This window comes from Dietzia sp. IBK-p2-15D (assembly GCF_057773105.1).
On the sequence record NZ_JBYMTK010000007.1, the window covers coordinates 1 to 19158 of the forward strand.

The 19158-nt window shown below is 71.3% G+C and carries 23 protein-coding genes; 9 read left to right on the forward strand and 14 right to left on the reverse strand.

Going from position 1 to position 19158, the window contains the following annotated elements; all coding sequences use genetic code 11:
• Window positions 1–246 precede the first annotated feature (246 nt).
• From AC3DEV_RS10475 to AC3DEV_RS10485, 3 genes are read right to left on the reverse strand one after another with little or no spacing between them, the layout of a single operon-like run.
• Entirely contained in the window at window positions 247–636 is a 390-nt protein-coding gene (locus AC3DEV_RS10475; protein ID WP_488372059.1) for a hypothetical protein, read from the reverse strand.
• The gene (locus AC3DEV_RS10480) at window positions 633–1535 is read right to left on the reverse strand and encodes an SDR family NAD(P)-dependent oxidoreductase (RefSeq protein WP_488372060.1); all 903 of its coding nucleotides are present in this window, start codon (window positions 1533–1535) and stop codon (window positions 633–635) included. The genes AC3DEV_RS10475 and AC3DEV_RS10480 overlap by 4 nt, the downstream gene beginning before the upstream one ends.
• Complete coding sequence (locus tag AC3DEV_RS10485) at window positions 1532–2062, reverse strand: nuclear transport factor 2 family protein (RefSeq protein ID WP_366221640.1); 531 nt, start codon at window positions 2060–2062, stop codon at window positions 1532–1534. Before AC3DEV_RS10485 ends, AC3DEV_RS10480 begins: the two co-directional genes overlap by 4 nt.
• A 24-nt stretch (window positions 2063–2086) precedes the next feature.
• On the opposite strand from AC3DEV_RS10485, the gene AC3DEV_RS10490 reads away from it, so the two are divergent.
• Window positions 2087–2521, forward strand: coding sequence for a nuclear transport factor 2 family protein (locus AC3DEV_RS10490; RefSeq protein ID WP_206473925.1), 435 nt, complete (start codon window positions 2087–2089; stop codon window positions 2519–2521).
• A 51-nt stretch (window positions 2522–2572) separates the two neighbouring features.
• On the opposite strand, the gene AC3DEV_RS10495 is transcribed toward AC3DEV_RS10490, so the two are convergent.
• Window positions 2573–3928, reverse strand: coding sequence for a lipase family protein (locus tag AC3DEV_RS10495; RefSeq protein WP_488372061.1), 1356 nt, complete (start codon window positions 3926–3928; stop codon window positions 2573–2575).
• Window positions 3929–4325: 397 nt separating this feature from the next.
• On the opposite strand from AC3DEV_RS10495, the gene AC3DEV_RS10500 reads away from it, so the two are divergent.
• Window positions 4326–5048, forward strand: coding sequence for a methyltransferase domain-containing protein (locus AC3DEV_RS10500; protein WP_067720115.1), 723 nt, complete (start codon window positions 4326–4328; stop codon window positions 5046–5048).
• Between the two features lie 23 nt (window positions 5049–5071).
• Here the strand turns inward: AC3DEV_RS10500 and AC3DEV_RS10505 are convergent, their stop codons facing one another.
• The 3 genes from AC3DEV_RS10505 to AC3DEV_RS10515 form a co-directional block, all read right to left on the reverse strand.
• Window positions 5072–5929 carry a hypothetical protein gene (locus AC3DEV_RS10505; protein ID WP_488372062.1) on the reverse strand — a complete coding sequence of 286 codons (858 nt, stop codon included), beginning with the start codon at window positions 5927–5929 and terminating at the stop codon, window positions 5072–5074.
• A 129-nt stretch (window positions 5930–6058) separates the two neighbouring features.
• Window positions 6059–6928 carry an alpha/beta fold hydrolase gene (locus AC3DEV_RS10510; protein ID WP_120285743.1) on the reverse strand — a complete coding sequence of 290 codons (870 nt, stop codon included), beginning with the start codon at window positions 6926–6928 and terminating at the stop codon, window positions 6059–6061.
• A gap of 278 nt (window positions 6929–7206) precedes the next feature.
• Entirely contained in the window at window positions 7207–8436 is a 1230-nt protein-coding gene (locus AC3DEV_RS10515) for a lipase family protein (RefSeq protein WP_488372063.1), read from the reverse strand.
• Between the two features lie 215 nt (window positions 8437–8651).
• Between AC3DEV_RS10515 and AC3DEV_RS10520 the strand changes: the two genes are divergently transcribed.
• The 3 genes from AC3DEV_RS10520 (at window position 8652) to AC3DEV_RS10530 (ending at window position 10590) form a co-directional block, all read left to right on the forward strand.
• The gene (locus AC3DEV_RS10520; protein WP_067720232.1) at window positions 8652–9545 is read left to right on the forward strand and encodes an SDR family NAD(P)-dependent oxidoreductase; all 894 of its coding nucleotides are present in this window, start codon (window positions 8652–8654) and stop codon (window positions 9543–9545) included.
• Between the two features lie 149 nt (window positions 9546–9694).
• Window positions 9695–10183 (forward strand): SRPBCC domain-containing protein, encoded by a 489-nt coding sequence (locus AC3DEV_RS10525; RefSeq protein ID WP_488372064.1) that lies wholly within the window; start codon window positions 9695–9697, stop codon window positions 10181–10183.
• Window positions 10180–10590, forward strand: a complete 411-nt coding sequence (locus tag AC3DEV_RS10530; RefSeq protein WP_206473929.1) for an ArsR/SmtB family transcription factor — start codon at window positions 10180–10182, stop codon at window positions 10588–10590. Before AC3DEV_RS10525 ends, AC3DEV_RS10530 begins: the two co-directional genes overlap by 4 nt.
• Before the next feature lie 7 nt (window positions 10591–10597).
• Here AC3DEV_RS10530 and AC3DEV_RS10535 read toward each other — a convergent pair whose 3' ends face one another.
• Together AC3DEV_RS10535 and AC3DEV_RS10540 are read right to left on the reverse strand one after the other, a co-directional pair.
• Window positions 10598–11485, reverse strand: a complete 888-nt coding sequence (locus AC3DEV_RS10535; protein WP_488372065.1) for an MBL fold metallo-hydrolase — start codon at window positions 11483–11485, stop codon at window positions 10598–10600.
• Window positions 11482–11664 (reverse strand): hypothetical protein, encoded by a 183-nt coding sequence (locus AC3DEV_RS10540; protein WP_154830990.1) that lies wholly within the window; start codon window positions 11662–11664, stop codon window positions 11482–11484. The genes AC3DEV_RS10535 and AC3DEV_RS10540 overlap by 4 nt, the downstream gene beginning before the upstream one ends.
• 172 nt (window positions 11665–11836) lie before the next feature.
• Between AC3DEV_RS10540 and AC3DEV_RS10545 the strand changes: the two genes are divergently transcribed.
• A complete protein-coding gene (locus tag AC3DEV_RS10545; protein WP_488372066.1) occupies window positions 11837–12445 on the forward strand; it encodes a GyrI-like domain-containing protein in 609 nt (202 codons plus the stop codon).
• Between the two features lie 212 nt (window positions 12446–12657).
• Here AC3DEV_RS10545 and AC3DEV_RS10550 read toward each other — a convergent pair whose 3' ends face one another.
• Entirely contained in the window at window positions 12658–14088 is a 1431-nt protein-coding gene (locus tag AC3DEV_RS10550) for a sugar porter family MFS transporter (protein ID WP_096906381.1), read from the reverse strand.
• A 189-nt stretch (window positions 14089–14277) separates the two neighbouring features.
• On the opposite strand from AC3DEV_RS10550, the gene AC3DEV_RS10555 reads away from it, so the two are divergent.
• On the forward strand, window positions 14278–14652 hold the full coding sequence (locus AC3DEV_RS10555) for an SgcJ/EcaC family oxidoreductase (protein ID WP_488372067.1): 375 nt from the start codon (window positions 14278–14280) through the stop codon (window positions 14650–14652).
• A gap of 47 nt (window positions 14653–14699) precedes the next feature.
• Here AC3DEV_RS10555 and AC3DEV_RS10560 read toward each other — a convergent pair whose 3' ends face one another.
• Window positions 14700–15389, reverse strand: coding sequence for an AIM24 family protein (locus tag AC3DEV_RS10560; protein ID WP_069389857.1), 690 nt, complete (start codon window positions 15387–15389; stop codon window positions 14700–14702).
• Between the two features lie 38 nt (window positions 15390–15427).
• Here AC3DEV_RS10560 and AC3DEV_RS10565 point away from each other — a divergent pair, with 38 nt between their 5' ends.
• Window positions 15428–15709: an Lrp/AsnC family transcriptional regulator gene (locus AC3DEV_RS10565; RefSeq protein WP_067720093.1), complete on the forward strand. Its 282-nt coding sequence runs from the start codon at window positions 15428–15430 to the stop codon at window positions 15707–15709.
• Between the two features lie 75 nt (window positions 15710–15784).
• On the opposite strand, the gene AC3DEV_RS10570 is transcribed toward AC3DEV_RS10565, so the two are convergent.
• From AC3DEV_RS10570 to AC3DEV_RS10580, 3 genes are all read right to left on the reverse strand, one after another.
• Complete coding sequence (locus AC3DEV_RS10570; RefSeq protein WP_206473934.1) at window positions 15785–16873, reverse strand: 2-dehydropantoate 2-reductase; 1089 nt, start codon at window positions 16871–16873, stop codon at window positions 15785–15787.
• A gap of 72 nt (window positions 16874–16945) precedes the next feature.
• Window positions 16946–17620 (reverse strand): SDR family oxidoreductase, encoded by a 675-nt coding sequence (locus AC3DEV_RS10575; protein ID WP_488372068.1) that lies wholly within the window; start codon window positions 17618–17620, stop codon window positions 16946–16948.
• A 9-nt stretch (window positions 17621–17629) separates the two neighbouring features.
• Window positions 17630–18163, reverse strand: coding sequence for a MarR family winged helix-turn-helix transcriptional regulator (locus AC3DEV_RS10580; protein WP_488372069.1), 534 nt, complete (start codon window positions 18161–18163; stop codon window positions 17630–17632).
• Window positions 18164–18275: 112 nt separating this feature from the next.
• On the opposite strand from AC3DEV_RS10580, the gene AC3DEV_RS10585 reads away from it, so the two are divergent.
• Complete coding sequence (locus AC3DEV_RS10585) at window positions 18276–19088, forward strand: alpha/beta fold hydrolase (protein WP_488372070.1); 813 nt, start codon at window positions 18276–18278, stop codon at window positions 19086–19088.
• Window positions 19089–19158: the final 70 nt, after the last annotated feature.

Here is a 19158-nt window from a genome sequence, read left to right on the forward strand (position 1 = left end):
AGACCAGGCTCGATGAGCACTACCGCCAGCACGCGGGCCGCTACCGCAAACGACCCCAGATCCCCACCCCGAACACCACCGTCACGATCAACCTGGCAAACGACGGCTCACGACTGACGATCCCACCAATCGCGGCAACCCTCATCGCCGCCTGAATGACTCACAACAGGTTGACAATCACCGCCGATCCGGAATCCGGGTAGCGGATGTCGTGCGTGGGCGGGGTCTCCGGGGAAGTGGCCGCCCTCAGCCGGCCCGGACGAACACCGCCGAGGACGAGACGATCAGGTACGCCGTGGTGACCATCCACATCGCATAGGTCGCGTACAGCCACGGCCGCCACCGGATGCGCTGCTTCCACCGCCGGTAGGTCGTCACGCCCGCCATCACCGCCAGGATGATCGACAGCAGCAGCGGCAGGACGACCACCTCGACGCGGTCGGCGGTCATACACAGCGCCCCGTCGTCCGTGCACTCGTCGTTGATGCCGCCCTGCAGCATGACGATCACCGTCGCCAGGGCCACGATCGCGACTATCGACAGCAGCACATACCGGAAGGCCAGGGTGCCCTGCCGCTCGTTCCGCTCGAGGCGTTCGAGCGGGTCGTTTATCTCCCCGAACTCGGCAGATGTCATTCGATCCTCCCGACGAATCCGTTGTGGCCGCCCGCCGCGGCCACCTCGTCCACCGTGTCCAGACCCAACTGCTCGTCCGTCACCGGCGGGAAGAGCGGACCCCCGCCGAAGGCACCCCGGTGCGACAGGGGCACCTCGCCGTCGTCGTTCCTTATCCCCTTCTCGCGCCCGTACTCGGCGGTGATGACGGTCGAGCCGCTTATCCGGGTCAGGTCGGGGTCCTCGGCGAGGGCGGCGATGACCCGTCCGACGAAGGTGGGGTCCTCGGCGCGGTCCAGCGGGAAGCCGTTGAAGTCGTCCATCCCAAGCGACAGCAGCAGTTCCGTGCGGATGAGGCCCAACCACAGCGAGAGGGTGGAGACCCCGGTGCCGGCGAGTTCGTGCGCCATGTCGGAGGCCATCTTGTCGAGGGCGGTCTTGCTCATCCCGTAGAGCACGGTGTGGAACGGTGCGCGAGAACCGAACGACGAGATGTTCACCATCAGCCCGGAGCCCTGCGGCACCATCACCTTGGCGGCCTCGCAGCTGGCGACGTAGTGCGCGCGCAGACCGACGCCCATGAGGGCGTCCCAGTCGCCGGCGGGCCGCTCCCAGAACTTGCCGTTGAACCCCATGAAGCCCTTGGGGTTGGTCCACACGTTGTTGACCAGCAGGTCCAGGCGTCCGGCCTGCTCGGCGATCCGGGCGACGACGGCGACGATCTCGTCGTCCCGGGAGTGGTCGCATTCGAGTGGGCGGATCTCGCCCGGGGCGCCGGAGGCCGCGTCGATCGTGCCCTGCAGGCGCTCGGCGGACCGGCCGGTCACGTAGACCGTCCACCCGGCCTGCGCGAGTGCGGTGGCCACCCCGCGTCCGACGCCGCGGCTGCCACCGGTCACCAGGGCGACGCGGGCGCTCACGAGTCCGCTCCGGCGGTGGCGGCCCCCGGGACGGTGTGGACCTCGGGGTAGGTCACGGTGGCGTCGTCGAGTGTGCGGGTGACCGACCAGCCCGGGGTGAACAGGCACTCGGCCATCACCCAGCGGCCGTCCTCGATGACATACGCATCCGAGTACTCGCCGGTGGAGAGCGTCTCGGTGCCCTTGTCCCGGTCCACCTGGCGGAATTGCAGGGTCCAGGTCCCCCTGGCGCGCCGCGGCGGGCTGCTCGGTCCGCCGCCCTCCACGACGATCGACGGCATGAAGCCGTGGTGCATGTCGAGGATCCGCGGGCCGCCGTCGGAGGCGGTCGCGAGTGCGATCTGACGGAAGATCCCGACCATCGTGTCCGGGTCGGTCCGCCCGAGGGGGCCGAAGTCCAGCACCCCGCCGGAGGCCACGAAGCAGGACCGGAAGCCCTCGGGATCCTTGGCGTCACAGGCCCGCCAGTACCGGTACTTGAGCTGCTCGATCGCCTCGCGGGCGCGGACTTCCTCCTCGTACTGCATAGAGCTCACGTTAGCGTAGGGAGCATGAGCCGAACACTGGTCGAACTATCCGATCGCTGGGACCTGCAGGACCTCATGACCAGGTACGCGACCTGCATCGATTCGCGCGACTTCGACGGGTTGGACCGGGTGTTCACGCCGGACGCCCGCGTGAGTTACGCCGCGTCCGGCGGCCCGGAGGACGATTACCCGGCGGTGCGGGCCTGGCTGGCCGAGATGCTGCCGATCTTCGCCGCCACACAGCACCTCATGGGCAACCTCGAGGTGAGCCTGGACGGCGACTCGGCCACCGGGCGCTGCATGTGCTTCAACCCGATGGCGCTGAAGCCGGTGGAGGAGAAGGACCAGCAGGTGTTCTTCTACGGGCTCTGGTACGTGCTCGACTTCGTCCGCACGGATGACGGCTGGCGGATTTCCCGCCTCAGCCAGCAGCAGGCGTTCCACCACAACCTGCCCTGAGCCGGGGCGGGCCCGCCCCGCCCCGGCCCGGTCCGGTTCGCGTCGGCCGCCTCAGACGGTCCCGCAGGAACTCGGCGCCGGGCGGTCGAGGACACGGTCCAGGAGGTAGCGGGCGTTGGTCGACCGCTCGGAGAGCATCGGGATGGCGTGGTCGATCACCAGGCCGGGGGCGATCGACGGTACCTCGGCCGTCCGCAGCTCCACGGTGGTGCCCTGTTCGCACCAGTCGCGGACGAGGTCCACGGCCGTGTGGTGCGGCACGACGTCGTCGTTCCTGCCGATCATGACCAGCGCAGGCACCGCCGGCGCGACCCTGCCCAGGTTGTAGCCCTCGAGCACCCGGACGATCTCCGGCTCCGAGCGGGCGGCGTCGCCGAGCGAGCGGCCGTCCACGGTGAACTCGTTCGTGCGCTTCAGGCCGTAGGCGAAGGCGGTCTCGGCGACGCATTGGTTGGCGGTCACCTCGAGCATGCGCTGCCCCTCGGCGTTGAGATGCCGGTCGAACGCCGGCCGCAGCTCGGGGTGGACCTGCAGGATGCCGTTGATCGCGTACCCCACCGCGCCGGTGAGCAGTCCGCCGTCCACGCGGTCGAGCGTGCCGAGCATGTCGGACGGCGGCGCCCCGGCCGCGATGCCGACCAGGTTCACGTCGGGTGCGTAGTCCGGCTGCATCTCCCCGGCCGCGGCGGCGGCGCCACCGCCCTGCGAGTAGCCGCTGACCACGGTCTTGGAGTCGGGCGCGAGGTCCGTGCCGGGAAGCCGCACCGCCGCGCGGGCGGCGTCGAGGGCCGACCGGCCCTGGGAGTTGCGGTTGACGTACGGGTGGTGGCCGGGCGTGCCGAGCCCCTCGTAGTCGGTGACGACGACGGCGAAGCCTTCCATCACCATCGTGAGCGCGTCGATGATCGCGTACCCGGCGGCCATCGACGGGGGCGCGGTCTGGATGCCGAGGCCCACCTCCATGGAGCGCGACGGCGCGCACTGGTCGCCCTGCCCCTGCGTGCCGGGCGTGACCACCGCGAGCGGGCGCGGCCCGGGGCCGGTCCAGGGTGCCTTGGGCTGCAGGAACGTGCCGGTGACGGCGATCGGTCCGCCCGCGGCGCCGGTGGAGCGGTACATGATCCGCTGGGCGTCGGCGGGCAGTGCACCGCCGTTCATCACATCGGGCAGGCTCGGAGTGATGGTCATCGGCTGGGTGCGGATGATCGCGCCCGGGTCGGCGGGGAGCTCGGCCGGCGGGACGTAGAACGCGGTGCGATCCGGCGCGGTCGACGACCCCTGGGCGGCGGCCTCGGGCGCGCCGACAGGGGCCAGGGCGGGGGCCAGGGCGACCGCGACGGCCAGCGCGAGCGCTGCGGCGACGGTGGAGGGTCCGGATGGTGTGCGCCGGCTGGACGGTGTTCTCACGAATGCTCCCGGGGTCGAGACCGCGCGGCAGTGGGCCCGCGCCGTTGGGACAGAACCCTAACGCGTGTCGAGTCGTAGGTGTGTCCCACCTCACGGCCGTCCGGGCCCTCGTGTGGCAGCCCTTTCTGATCACCGTGAACATTTCGGTGGCCGGTGTCCGACCCCGCTGTTACGGTGAGAGCGTGCCCAAAGACGTGCTGATGTGCTGGCGATCCGGACCGACGTGGTCCCGCATCGCCCACGCCGTCTTGGCGTAGTACCGACGATGCGAGGGCCCGCCGGGATCGGTCGGGCCGCATCCGCCATGCGAGACGGTCTCCGACGGAACCCGGGTCAACGCCTCAGACCCCACGGCCCGGAACAGGACCGGGCCAGCCGACTTCAGGAGAGTCCCCAGGTGACCGCAAGTCCCCACACCACCTTCCACGCGCTCGAGGACACCGATGTCCTCGTCAGTGCACGGTCGCTGGACGAGTACACCGATATGTTCGGCCTGGACGAGGCCGACCTGAAGGGGCGCATCGTCGACTGCCCCGGTGGCGCGGCCAGCGCGGTGGCCGAGATCTGTGCGGCCGGCGGCGACGCCGTCGCGGTGGACCCGCAGTACGCGCTCGGCGCGGACGACCTCCGCGGCCGGATCCTCGAGGACGTCGAGCGGTCCCTGGCCCAGAAGCATGCGCGCGAATTCGACTATGACTGGGACGTCCGCGGCGGGGTCGTGGGGCACGAGGTCATACGCCGCTCGGCGGCCGACCGGATGCTGGGCCACCTGGCCACCGCCCCCGAGCGGTACGTGGCCGGGGCCCTGCCCTCGCTCCCCCTCGCCGATGACTCGGCCGACCTGGTGCTGTGCTCGCACCTGCTGTTCACCTACGCCGACCGCATGGATCTGGCCGACCATGTCGACGCGATCGTGGAGATGGCCCGCGTGGCGCCGGAGGTGCGGATCTACCCGCTGGTCGACCACGCCGGGAACCCGCTGCCGGAACTGGTGCGCAGTGTGATCGCCAAGCTCAAGAAGGAGCGGCTGATCAGCCGTATCGAGCCGGTGATCCGGCCGTTCCAGCTGGCCGCCACCACGCGGTTGGTCGTCGAGCGGAACGGCCGCCAGCGCCCCTAGGGTTCATGGCCGGCCGGCAGGGTTCACGGTTGGTCGGCGGGTGCCAACCGGAGGATCTCCTGCCCGGTGAAAGGTGAGACCCCGGCGGTGGCGACGAGCGGCTGTGGGCCGCCCACCTCGAGGGTCAGGCCGGGCTGGAAGATCGTCCCGGTGGCCAGCGAGTAGGCCACGAGGTTGCACATCTCGGCGTAGACGGCCGCGGGCGGGGCGTTCACGTCGAGTCGCTCGAGGTCCATGCGACCGAATCGGCCCATCCCGCTGGTGTAGACGCACGAGGTGGTCTCGGTCTGCATCCCGGCCCGCACCCCGACGAGCGCCGGCGCCGGCACGGGGTTGCCCGTCACGAGATCGCGGTACGGTCCGGCCGGCAGGGTCGCCGCGGCGCCGCCCACGCTCACGGCCACCGCGCCGGGCAGCGCGGTCAGGGCCGCCGTGACGTTCGCGACCGCCAACTCGCAACGGAGCGTGTCGAGCCGGGGGTCCAGGTACTCGGGTTCGCCCGGCTCGCCGTCGTCCCCGATCGGTCCCCACCGGAACCCCGCCACGACGACCTGGGACCGGTGCGTCTCCACCACGGCCTCGCCGCCGTTCCAGGCGGCCAGGTCACGCGTGTACTCGATGGCCTCCGGCACCGGCGCGTCGACCGCGGACACGATGACCGTCGCGTCCTCGACGTAGACGGCGGTGGCGGGGTCGTCTTCGGTGCCCCGCTCGACCTCGTACGACCCCTCGAAGATCTCAGTGAGCAGTTCACCGACCTCGTCGTGGCCGGGGGCGGGCCGGTCGAGCAGGACGATCGCCACCGGGGTCTGCTTCCACGACAGGTCCTCGCCGGTCTGCGGGTCGACGGCGGGCTGGTCGGGCTGCGGCGTGTCGGTCATGGTCCGAGGCTAACGCCTGACCCTGTCGCGGCACTGCCGCGACCGGCCACCGCGCCCGGCCACCGCGCCCGCACCGCCGCCGCGTCGCCGCCCAGCCCGCGCCGCGGCCCAGCCCGCGCCGCCGCCGGGTCAGTTGAGCAGGAAGTCGATCACGAGGCGCTCGAACTTGTCCTTCTGCTCGATCATCGCCCAGTGGCCACACCGCGAGAAGGCGTGGAGCTCGGCGCGCGGGAGCTGGCGGAACGCGAAGTGGGCCTGCTCGTAGGGGAGCATGCGGTCGTCGCGGCCCCAGATGAGCATGGTCTCCTGCCGGATCTGCGAGGCGCGGGCGTACAGCGGCGTGTAGGCGTTCTCGGGCTTGAGGATCGAGCCGAACACGGAGTACATCCGCTCGACGGCGCCCGGAGCGGTGGCGGCCTCGGTGCGGGCGCGGATGAGGTCCTCGTCCACGACCTTCTTGTTGCCGACCATCGTGTCGACCCAGGCCGCCATGGCCTTGTCGGACGGCTCCGCGAGGAACTCGAACAGCCGACGCGATCCCTCGCTCGGCTCGGGCGTGAACAGGGGAGCGGCCAGGCCGCCGGGGCCCATGAGCGCCATCTTGCGGACGCGGTGCGGGTAGGCGAGAGCCGTCTCGCAGGCGACGTTGCCGCCCATGGAGTTACCGATGATGTCGACCTTTTCGATGCCCTTGGCCTCGCAGAACGCGTCGATCGCCTCGGCGGCGATGAGCGGGTAGGCCTTCTCCCACTCCAGGTCGGAGCTCTTCCCGAATCCCGGCATGTCCAGCAGGATGGTGTGGAAACGCTCGGCGAAGACGGGGAAGTTGCCGGCGAAGTTGGACCACGCGGTCACACCGGGGCCGGATCCGTGCAGGAAGAGGACGGGGACCGCGCTCTCGGGCTCGGCGACGCTCTGCTCGCCCGCCTCGTGGTAGTGCAGCTCGAAGCGGCCGGCGGTGATGGTCTTGCTGGTGGACTCGAAGTCGAGGGCGCTCATGCCCCCTACGCTACTAGAACACGTTCTAGGAATCCCACCGTCGTCCGAAATTAAGTCAGCCGCGCGGGGAGTCCCTGAAACATCCCCGCGCGGCGATGGCGAAACTCTAACCTGAAATCGCGCCGGGTGACAAGTCGGTAACAATTATGACGGGTGTTACATTGCCAGCTCTGGTCGCGGTGCCGTTGGCCAGCAGTTATGAAATGCCGCATATGGACACCCGGTGTAGATGGGGGTAGCGGTGACCGACTGGCCACCCCGTGCTCGTCACCCCGGCGTCACCTCATGACGCGGTCGAGGAACGCGGTGGCGTCCGGGATGGCGGCGTAGACGGTCCCGCTGTGGTCCCGGTCCGGGTAGACGTGCAGCTCGAGCGGCTGCCGGTTGAGTGTCATCTCGGCGGCGAGCGACAGCGCCGAGGGGGCGGGGACGTCCATGTCGAGCAGTCCCTGGCCGAGGAACACGGGCCGGTCGTAGCCCGTTGCCGGCGTGCCCATGTAGCGGCGGAGGTGTCCGAAGACGTCGGGGATCTCCTGCAGCGGTCGCGCCAGCGCCTGTGAGACCTGGAAATCGCCGACCTTCTCCCGCATCGCGGAGTAGCACAGCGTCTCGGCGGCGTCGACCATCTCGCGACCCTGCGGTGTGAGGAACCCGTTGATGCCGAGTTCCGGGTGCTGGTCGCGGAACCCGGCAAGGATGTACATGGCATAGGTATTGAGCCCGGTCGGCAGCTGCACCGGAGGGAATCCCGGGCCGCCCCACTGGAACAAATGCTCGATATTCGCCGGCGCGCCGGTCGCCACAACGCCCCGGTAGTCCAGGCCAGCCTGCGCGCCGAGTTCGGTGGCGCGGGTCGCGGTGACGAGCGCGGCGCCGGCGCCCTGCGACTGGCCGACGAGGCCCCACCTGGCGGACAGCGGAAGCCCGTCCGCGCGCGCGGCGACGATCGAGTCGACGATCCCTCTCGCGGCGGCCTGCCCGTTGAGGTAGCTGAGCAGCCCGGGGGTGCCGAGGCCCACGTAGTCCGAAGCCACCACGGCATACCCACGGTCCAGCCAGTGGCCGAGGTACTCGGCGTCGCGCTCGGAGCGTGGCTGGGTGGACGGAGCGCAGTCGTCGCCGAGGCCGGTGGTGCCGTGTGCCCAGGCGACGACGGGCCAGCCGCCCGGTGGTGGGGTGCCGTGCGGCAGGAACACCGCGGACGTGGCGATCGCGTTGCGGCCGTGCTGGTCGATCGTCCCGTACGCCTGCCGTACCGCCCGCCCGGCCTGCGGCAGGGAGAGCGCGGGGTCGAGCGGGACCGTCGCCGCGGCGACGCCGGGGGAGGGGACGGGTTGGTTCCACTCGCGGGTATCGAGCCCGGACCAGGTGGGCGCGGGGTTGGGCGCGGGCTGCGCGTTCGCGGTCGGAGCGGTGAGGGAGGCGACGACGACGAGGGCCGCAGTCGCCGCTGCCAGCGGGCGGCGCGAGCGGGTGGCGGAGGAGCGCGGAGGGGTGACGGAGTTCATACCCGGAGGGTAGTCCGTTCCGCCCGCTTCGACCCCGTGTTGCCTGCGGTTTCGGCACGTGCCGCCTCATGTCGGCCCCGGCAGAATTCTGGTCGTGATCGTGGCGTTCTCGGCGGTCGCCACGGGGCTGGGACCTCCGACTCGTCACGACGGCGTCGACCATTTCCGCCGTGGCCACGACCGCTTTCGGGCGGGACGCGACGTACGCTGCGCTCGTGCCCCAGAAGACGATTGACCTCCCAGACCTGACCGGCCAGACCTGGCTCATCACCGGCGCGACGAGTGGGGTCGGGTTGGAGACGGCCCGCGCCGCATCCCGGGCGGGCGCGCGGGTGATCCTCGCCGTCCGCGACACCGAGCGCGGGCGGCAGGTGGCGGCGCAGCTGCCCGGTGAAACCCGGGTGGTGGAGGTCGACCTCGCCTCGCTCGAGAGCGTCCGCCGGGCGGCAGGCGAGTTGCTGGGCGGTGAGCCTGAGCCGGTGGACATTCTGGTCAACAACGCCGGCGCGATCACTCCACGCCGGTGCGAGACCGGCGAGGGTTTCGAGATGCTTCTCGGTGTCAACGTGCTGGGCCCGTTCCTGCTCACGAACCTGCTGTTGCCGCTGGTGCGGCGGCGGGTGGTGATCGTCGCCTCCAACGCCCACAAGAGCGGGTCCTTCGATGTCGAGGACCCGCATTTTCGCCGTCGACGGTGGGCCCCCGCCCCGGCCTACGCCCAGTCCAAGCTCGGCGACATGTTGTGGGGCCTGGCGCTGGACCAGCGGCTGCGGGACGGGAGAGCCGAGGCGGCTGCGGCGGGGGTGGACGTGCAGCTCACCCACCCCGGCTGGGCGGCCACGGGGATCTCGAATGCGACCGGAAGTGCGGCGATCGACCGGGTGGTGACCGGCGTGTGTTCGCTCTTCGCCCAGCCCGCCGCGCAGGCCGCGCTCACGACGATGTTCGCCGCAACCCGTCCGCTGCCGCCGTGCAGCTACACAGGGCCGGACGCGATGCAGCACCTGCGGGGGATGCCGGCGCTCATCGGACGCAGCACCGAGGCGTCGGACCCGGCGATCGCGGAGCGCTTCTGGGAGTTCGCCGCGGCGGAGACGGCGACGGACTGAGGCCGCCGCGAGCAGCTCGCGGGGTCGCGCGCGGGTTAGTGCAACCAAAAGGTTGCACTACGGCTGCGCCCGTGCCATGGTGGAGCCACAGGTGCACCCCGCGACCCAGCGTCCACCGAGCGGAACGCACCGCGAGGGAGGGAAGTCCCATGAGCGAGAACCGAACGGCCGGAACCGGACCCGATACGACCACCGACGACGTGCCGGACGAGATCGTCCGCAGCATCCGCATCGACGCCGAGGCGCAGACCGTGTGGGGCATCATCTCGGAACCGGGATGGTTCATCAACGACGGCGAGTGGGCCGAGCACGAGATCACCACCGAGGGTGACGTCTCGCGGGTGGTGGACCCGGTGCACGGCGAGTTCAGCATCCGCACCATCGAGTTGGACCCGCCCCGCCGGGCGGTGTTCCGCTGGCTGGGCGGGCAGGTCGGCAGCGTCGACGAGTTCCCGTCCAACACAATCGAGTTCACCGTCGAGCCGCAGGGTTCCGGCGTGGTGCTCACGGTGTGGGAGACCGGATTCGCCGGTTTGAGCAGCGACGCGGTGGTGCGCCGCCAGCGGTTCGAGGAGAACTCCGCCGGGTGGGCGACCGAACTCGACCTCGCCCGGCGCCGGGCGGAGGATCAGGCGTGAGCGACGTCCCCACCGACTCCCGCGAGGCCGAGGGGGAGGGGCTGTCGGGCCTGCTCGCGCCCGAGGCGGACGGCGTCTTTGCCGCTCTCGCCGACCGGACCCGCCGCCACATCCTCGTCCGTCTGGCCGATCGGCCGGACGACGCCGGCGCGGTGGCCGCCGACCTCGGGATCAGCAGGCAGGCGGTGGCCAAGCATCTGCGAATACTGGTGGAATCGGGGCTCGTCACCGCGAGCCCACAGCAGCGACGGCAGGTCCACGCGGTGCGGCCCGATCGGATCCGGGAGATCTCCGATCTGCTCGGCGCGGTGTCCCGGGGCTGGGATCGCAGGCTCGCCCTGGTCAAGCAGCGCGCTGAGCACGCCCAGCGCACCGAACACGCCGAGCACTCCCGGCGCGCAGAGTGACCGCAGGTCAGGTGAGGTTGTCGAACTCGCCGTCGACCCAGGCGGCGTAGCGCTCCGCCGAGCGCTGGACGGCACCGCGGGCGTCCCGCGGCACGCAGCCGCCGAAGTTGCTGTAGATGCGGTCGAAGTCGTAATGCGAGACGTGGTCGGCGATCCGGCGGACGACGGCGCCGGACAGCGGCATCCAGTTGGGGAACGAGCGCATGAAGGTCACCCACCCCGGATCCGCGACCGAACCGATCGTGTCACCGGTGAACAGCACGCCGCGACCGTCGGGGGCGGTCCAGTGAACCACCACGCTGCCCGGGAAATGCCCGCCGGGCTGCGACGCGCGCACGCCGGGCACGATCTCGATCTCGCCGCCCTCCGCCGGGTCCGCGGCGTGGCCCCCGCCCCACACCACCGTGTTGCCCGGCCGCAGGCCCAGCCACTGCTCGTCCGGCGCGGAGACGTAGACCGGGCAGTCGTCGAACGCAGCCGACCACAGTGATTGCACCCCGTACATGTGTGGATGCGAGGCGATGATCGCGGCGAGGCCGCCCCACCCGCGCACCGCGGCGACCGCCTCCTCGCTGATGTAGTTCGGCGCCTCGACCAGCACATTGCCGTGCTCGGTGCGGATGAGCGCCGGCTTCTGTCCGATGCCGGGGCAGTTGATCTGCACGAGGTTGAGGACGTCGGTCTCGCGCTCGGCGAACTCGATCGACGCGCCCCGGGCCCGGGACTCCTCCGGGTCGGTCCACCGCTGCCCACCGGACGGCACGTACTGGCGCTCGTCCGCGCAGATCGGGCACACCTCCGGTAGCGGCTCCGCGCGCTCGACCCCGCAGGTCGCGCACTGGGTCACCGAGCCCACGGGTGCGCCGCCCGCGTCCGCACCGCGACCGGGGCTCACGGCATGTCCCCCTCGATGTCGACGGCATGCCAGTCGTCGCCAATCTGCAGCTCGAGCGACCCGTCGACGGGGAGCTTCTCGGACTGGCTGGAGACAGCGGACTCGAGTGCCTCCTGGGCGGTGTCGAAGTCGCCGAGGTCGATCGTCTGGTCGGGGGTGTGGAGGCGGTAGTGCGGCATGCCCCGATTGTCCCCGTCGCGCGCGACTGCCGCATCCGTCGCGGCCCCCGACCCACCCGCGCCGCAGTGGCAGGCCCCGCAGGTGCGCGGTGCCCGCTGCCCGGCGGGTCTTCCCTGGTGGCCGCCCGCGGCGCACACTGGACAGACCGCCGCCGCAGCGAGAGGGCACACCATGTCGTCGTCATCCTCCCCGTCCCACGACCCACGCGACACCGCGCCGGCCGACCCGCCACCCGGGTACCCCGACCTCGGGCCCCAGCCGGTGGACGGGGTGCGGCTGCTGCGCGCACCGGCCGTGCCGACCGCCGTCGTCCGCGCCACCGGCGTGCCCATGGCCACGATCGCCGGGTTCTTCGACTCGGCCTTCGGCACGGCCTTCCCGGCCCTGTTCGCCGCCGGCGTCACCCCGGCCGGGCCGGCGTTCGCGCTCTACACGCGCACCACCGAGGAACCCGAACCCGCCGCGGACCTGGAGATCGGGTTCCCCCTGGCGCGACCGCTGGCCGAGCTGCACCCCGACGAGCCGTCCGAGATCGACGGAATGCAGGTCATCGCGTCCGAGCTCCCGGCCGGGGACGTGGCGGTGACCAGTCATCTCGGCTCCTACGACGGACTCGGGCAGGCGTGGGGCAAGTTCATGGGCGCGATCGGCGCGACCGGCCGCGCGCCGGGCAGCCCGTTCTGGGAGGTCTACGTGACCGAGCCGAGCCCCGACATGGACCCAACCACCCTGCGGACCGACCTGTTCTGCCCCGCCCGCACCCCGGACGACGCCGCCTGACCCGGGTTCATCGCCCGTCGCCCGCCGCCCGTCGCCCGCCGCCCGTCGCCCGTCGCCCGTCGCCGAGCAGAGGATTTCGCCTGTATCTATCGAGAAGCAGTGCGCGAATTCCTCTTCTCGGCGAGCGCTCACAGGCCATCGCCGTCCCGCGCCATCGCCGTCCCGCGCCGTCGCTGCGGGCGACGGGCCGGGCGGCGGGGTAGGCCGCGCTGCTACATGTCCTCCAGCGACCGACCGTTGGTCTCCGGGATGAACTTCGCCACGAACAGCAGCGACAGCAGCGCGGAGACCGCGTAGAAGCCATAGGTGAACGTCAGGCTGAACTCGGCCATCGGCGGGAACGCGGTGGACACGGCGAAGTTCGCCAGCCACTGCGCGGCGGCCGCCAGACCGAGGGCCGCGGAGCGGATGCGGTTGTTGAACATCTCGCCGAGCAGCACCCACACGGCCGGGCCCCACGACATGCCGAAGAACACGACGAACCCGTTCGCGGCGATGAGCGCGATCAGCCCCTGGGTGTCGGCGAGCTGCGGGGCGAGCTCGCCGTCCGGGCCCGGTCCCATGGTCGCGGTGCTGAACATCAGCGCCATCACGGCCAGCGAGATCGTCATGCCGACGGACCCGGTGATGAGGAGCTTGCGGCGGCCGATCTTGTCGATGAGTGCGATCGCCACGATCGTCACCACGATGTTCGTCACGGACGTGATGACCGTCTGGGTGAGCGCGTCCTCCTCGGTGAAGCCGACCGACTGCCACAGCGAGGTGGAGTAGTAGAAAATCACGTTGATGCCCACGGCCTGCTGGAAGACCGACAGGATGATGCCGATCCACACGATGGGCAGCAGGTTGACCCCGCCCGGCTTGACCAGGTCGCGCCACGAGCGCTTGCGGTCGTCGCGGACCGTCGCGCGGATCTCTCTGATCCGGGAGTCGACACCGCCCTGCTGAATGGAGCGGAGGACCTCGCGGGCCCGGTCGACCATGCCCTTGCCCACCAGGTAGCGCGGTGATTCGGGGATGGTCAGCGCGAGCACCCCGTAGGTCACGGCGGGGATCACCTCGGCCCAGAACATCCACCGCCACGCCTCGGCGCCGAACCACAGTTCCTCGATCGCGCCGCCCGCGATGCCCGCCAGCCAGGCGTCGGAGAGCAACGCGACGAAGATGCCGGAGACGATCGCGAGCTGCTGCAGTGATCCCAGCCGACCGCGGATCGCGGGTGGGGCGACCTCGGCGATGTAGGCCGGCGCGATGACGGACGCCGCACCCACCCCGAGCCCGCCGACCAGCCGCCAGATGATGAGGTCGACGGGGCCGAAGGCGAACCCGGTCCCCAGGGCACTGGCGGTGAACAGCACCGACGCGAGGATCATCACGCGGGTGCGACCCCAGTGGTCGGCGAGACGACCGGCGACGTAGGCGCCGACCATGCACCCGAGGAGGGCGGAGGACACGGCGAAGCCGGTCAGCCCGGCGTTCATCTCGAAGGTCTCCTGGACGGCGTCCACGGCACCGTTGATCACCGCGGTGTCGAAGCCGAACAGGAAGCCGCCCAACGCGGCGACCAGGGAGATGAGCACCACCCGGCCGGTGTTGAACGTCTCCTCCTCGGCAGGTGTGGGTGAGGTCTGCTGCGTGGACATGACGTACCCCGCTTCCGCGCTGGTGGCACCTGCTCCAGGTGGTGTCAGGAGCGTAGACACGTGGCGTGAGTGGCGCAAGTCACACCGGGGACGACGGTTCGACCCGGTCCGCCCGGTCCGCCCCCACGGGGCGAGAACACGTTCTAGGCTCGGGGTCACCTCGTCGTCGTCACCGAAAGGGCCACCGCCTTGAGCGCCTCACCCGAACAGATCCGTTCCACCGCCGACTCCTACATCGCGGCACTGACCGCCGGCGACCTCGAGGCCGTGATGGACCTCTACGCGGAGAGCGCCACCGTCGAGGACCCGGTGGGCAACGGCACCGTCCACGAGGGCAAGGCGGCCATCCGCGAGTTCTACGCCAGCGTCGTGGCGATGAAGATCGAGGGCGAGGTGCTCGAGGCCCGCGTGTGCGGCGACGACCTGCTGTTCAACTTCGAGATCACCACGCACTTCGACGCCGACTCCAAGGCCACCATCAACGTGTGGGACCTCATGACCCACGACGAGCAGGGCAAGGTCACCTCGATGCGCGCCTACTGGACCCCGGAGAACATGCGCTGACCCCGCGCCCCTGAACCCCGCCGGCCGGGGTCGCCGGGGCGCGCGGACTACGCGCCGCCCTGGCTCCCGGCCCCCTGGGGCACGTTCTCCGACGGCTGCACGACCACCAGTCCCGCGCCGCCGAACGCCAACTGGAACGTCTCCCCGGACCCGCCCCGGAGCAGGGACTTCACCCCGCCCGTGTCCACCCGGACGTCCATCGTCACGCCGGCGGTCCACAGGACCACGGCCTGGGGATCGGCGAACGTCGGTGCGGAGGTCACGTCGAGGGCGACCGGCTGTCCCTTGGTGGTCACCGCCACGAACCCGGTCCCCCGCAGGGAGACGTTGAACAACCCGCCGGTCATCACGGCGCCCTTGGCGGCGATGCGGTGGATGTCCCACGCGATCCCCTCGGAGAACGCCAGCACGCTCGCACCGTTGACCGAGATCATGTCGTCCTCCAGGTAGAGGACCTGGACCTCGGAGGCCTGGTCGGCGAGGAACAACTCACCCCGCCCGGTGCAGCGCATGAGGGGCACACCCTCCCCGGTGGCCGCCGCCTTGAACATCCTGCCGATCCCGCCGCTGCCGACGTTCTCGAACCCGACCTGCCCCTGGTAGGCGACCATCGATCCGGTCCGCGCGAGGATCGGCTGGTCGGCGAGCGTCACCTTGAGCATCTTGGAGTTCTGGAGGGCGAACGGGCGGTTCGTCTCCGTCTCGCGCGCCGACTGGAAGAGGTCCCCGTGGATCATGGCGCACACGGTACGCCCGCTCCACTAGCCTTGGGGTCATGATCACCGCAATCGTCTTCGTCCACGCCGAGACGGCGCGGATCCCCGAGGTCGCCGGGGCCATCGCCGATATCGACGGAGTCTCCGAGGTCTACTCGGTCACCGGCACCATCGACCTCATCGTGCTGGTGCGGGCCCGGCGCAACGACGAGATCGCCGACATCGTCTCGGACCGCCTCAACAAGGTCCCCGGCGTGGTGGACACCGAGACCCACATCGCGTTCCGCACCCAGTCCAAGCACGATCTCGAGGCCGCGTTCTCGATCGGGTACGAGGACTGAATCGGGTACGAGGACCGAACCGGCTACGAGGACCGAACCGGCTACGAGGACCGAACCGGCTACGGGGGCCGGGAGTCAGGTCGGCTGGCCGGTCATCTGCTGTATCCGGGCCCGACGGCGGGCCCGGCGTCGGGCGCGCTGCAGCTCGGTGAGGAGCTCCCTGCCGGTCCATTGTCGCCGGTCCTCGCCGGCCGCCTCGGCCTCGTGCACCAGCGCCACCGTCCGCGCGCAGGCCGGCGCCTCCAGGCCCAGCGTGCGGGCCATTTTGACCACCTTGCCCTGCAGGTACTCGACCTCGGTGGGCCGGCCGCGCACGAGATCGTCCGTCATGGACGAGGTGCCGTCCGCGTCGACGCGGACCGCGGCCCGGGCGAGGCGGCGGAACAGCGGGTTGGGCAGCCGCATCACCACCGGGAGGGCGCCGGCGGGGATGGCCAGCGGCACCCGCGGCACCACCCCGGCCGCGGTGAACACGCGGTTGGCCTCCGCCTGACACAGGGCGACGCAGCGCCGCAGGTCCCGGTCCAGCAGCTCCGTGCGCAGCGGGAGCCCGGAGAGCGCCTGGACGGCGTTATTGAGGTTGAGCAGGACCTTGCCGTGGAGGACCGCCTGGATGTCGTCGGTGGGCCGCACCGGCAGCTCGGCCGCCGCCATGGTGCGGATCAGCGGGACGGCCATGGGATGTTCGGCGAGCCGGATCACCCCGGTGGAGGTCCGCCGATAGGTGGCGGGGCCGATGCGCGCGACATTGAACGGTATGACGCCGGGGATCACCGTGGTCCTGTCGAGCAGCTCCCGGATGAGGTCCGCCGAGTGCAGACCGTTCTGCAGGCCCACGACCAGCGTGTCCGGCCGGAGGAACGGTGCGAACTCGGCGGTGGCGGCGGCGGTCTGCCCGGCCTTGGTGCACACCAGCACGACGTCCGAGCGGCGGACGCTCTCGGGCCCGGTGGCCAGGGTGAGGGCGTCGGCGGGGATGTGGAGCCGGGCGTCCTCGCCGTCTCCGGACTCGACGGTCAGTCCCACCGCCCGGATCGGGTCGAGCACGTGGGGGCGCCCGACCAGGGTCACGTCGGCGTGGCGGGCGAGCCGGCCGCCCAGGTAGCAGCCGATCACGCCCGCGCCGATCACGGTGATCCGAAGAGGAGGGTTCGGGCTGGTCATGGTGGTGCAGAGGTTACGACACGCGCGGCGGCGGGGGAGCCGTTCGACGTACCTGTCCGCCGGACGGGGGAATCAGTGCGGGCGCGGCCGCAGGACGACCTCGGTGGGGTGCGCATCCGGAGTGGACTCCAACGCCTGCCGGACGGCGGTGGCCACCGAGTCCGGGCGGAGGAAGGCGCCCGGGTCGTAGTCGCGACCCTCGGCGGCGACGATCGCGCGCTGCATGTCGGTGTCCACGCGGCCGGGGTGGATGGACGTGACGCGCAGGTCGGGTTCCTCGCCGCGAAGGGTGTCGGTGACGGCGCGGAGCGCGAACTTGGAGGCGCTGTAGGAGCCCCAGCCCGGTTTGGCGGTGGTCCCCGCGCCGGAGTTGACGACGACGAGGTGGCCCCGTGCCGCGCGCAGCGCCGGGAGCAGTGCCCGGGTCAGCTCGACGACGGCCAGCACGTTGACCTCGAACGCCCGGCGCCACTGGCCGGCCTCGGACTCGTCGATCCGGCCGAGTTCGGCGACGCCGGCGCAGTGGACGAGGCCGTCGAGGGTGCTGATGTCGCGGGCGGCGCGCGCGACCCCGTCGCCGGTGGTGAGGTCGGCCTCCACCACCCGGGCTGAGCGGCAGTCAGCGGCCACGGCCTGCAGCGCATCGACGTCCCTGCCCACGAGGACCAGGTCGTGGTGGGCGGACAGCGTGCGGGCGGTCGCCGCCCCGATCCCGCGGGAGGCGCCGGTGACGAGAACCGCGCTCATGCCCCGAGGCTAGACGGACCGGGGGGCGTCGGAGTGCTGCGGGCCGGACTGTTGAGAGTCGGGAAGGGCGTCGACATCGCCGTCGAAGGCGTCGAGGAGGGCGGTGAGGGCGGGCACCGCCGAGGAGAGCAGATCGCGGTGTTCGGGGCTCAGATAGGACATCCGCTCGGCGAAGTCCCGGTCACGATCGGCGAGGACCTGTTCGATGCGGGCCCGACCGAGGTCGGTGAGGCGGACACAGACCCCGCGTCGGTCGGAGGCGTCGGGTTCGCGCTCGACGTACCCCATGGCCTCGATGACGCTCACCGAATTGCTGGTGGTCGGTACGCGGACGTTCTCGAGTCGGGCGAGGTCCGACATCCGCAGCCTCCCGTGGCAGGCCAGGGTGTGCAGGATCGAGGTCTGCGCGCGACTCAGCGCGTACTGGGTGCTCTGCCGGCGGACAAGCAGGTCCAGGCGCAACAGGATGGGTCGGAACTTCTCGGCGAGTCCCCGCCCGGGCTCACCTTCCCGTATCGCCGGATCGCTCGTCGTCGTCTCCATGACCCTGCTCCCTCGACACCGGCTTCCGCCCCGGAAGCCTCGCGGCACCGAATCTAGGCCGAACTTCTCCCGTCATGGGGCGCCACCTCGTCCCGGGGTGGATACTGATCGCATGGGTTTGTATCACCAGATCACCGGGGCCGGCCCGACCATCGTCCTACTGCACGGCGTGTGCCACCGGGCGCACGCCTGGGATCCGGTCGTGCCGCTGCTCGCGGACCGTTTCCGCGTGGTGGTCGTGGACCTGCCCGGCCACGGCAGGTCCGCGGATCTGCCGGACACCGGCGACGTGCTCGACTACTTCGTCTCCGAGCTCGTCGGCCTCCTGGAGGAGGTCGTCCCGGCCGGGGAGCGCCCCCACATCGCCGGCAACTCCCTGGGGGGCTTCCTCGCGCTGGAGCTCGGCGCCCGCGGACTGGCGAGCAGCGTCACCGCGCTGTCGCCCGCCGGGTTCTTCCGCTCGCACGCCGAATGGCGCTACACGGTGAGCGTCTTCCGGAGTCTCCGCCGGGCGGCGGGCCGGATCGGCCGCCACACCCCGGCCCTGACCGAGCGGGCCGCCGGACGCGCGGTGATGATGGCGGTGTTCTGCGCCCGCCCGTGGCGGTACCCGGCGGAGGCCGCGGCCATCGACAGCGAGGCGATCGTGTCCAACACCGTGCTCGACCGGGCCGACCGGCGGGCGTTCGTGTTCTCCGCCCCCGTCGACGAGAACCTGCCGATCACCATCCGGTGGGGCCGGTTCGACATGGTCCTTCCGGTGCGGCAGGTCTCACTCGCCACGCGGTTGTTCCCGCAGGCGAGGGTCGAGGTCAGCGCCGACGGGCACGTGCCGATGTCCGACGACCCGGAGGGCGTCGCGGCCTCGATCGCCGCCTGCGCCGAGCGCGGCCTGGCGTACGCGCGGGCCGGCAGTCGGGCCTGACCGGCTCGCCTGCCGGCCCGGCAGCCGGGCCTGACCGACCCGACCCGCCGGCCCGGCAGTCCGCCTACCC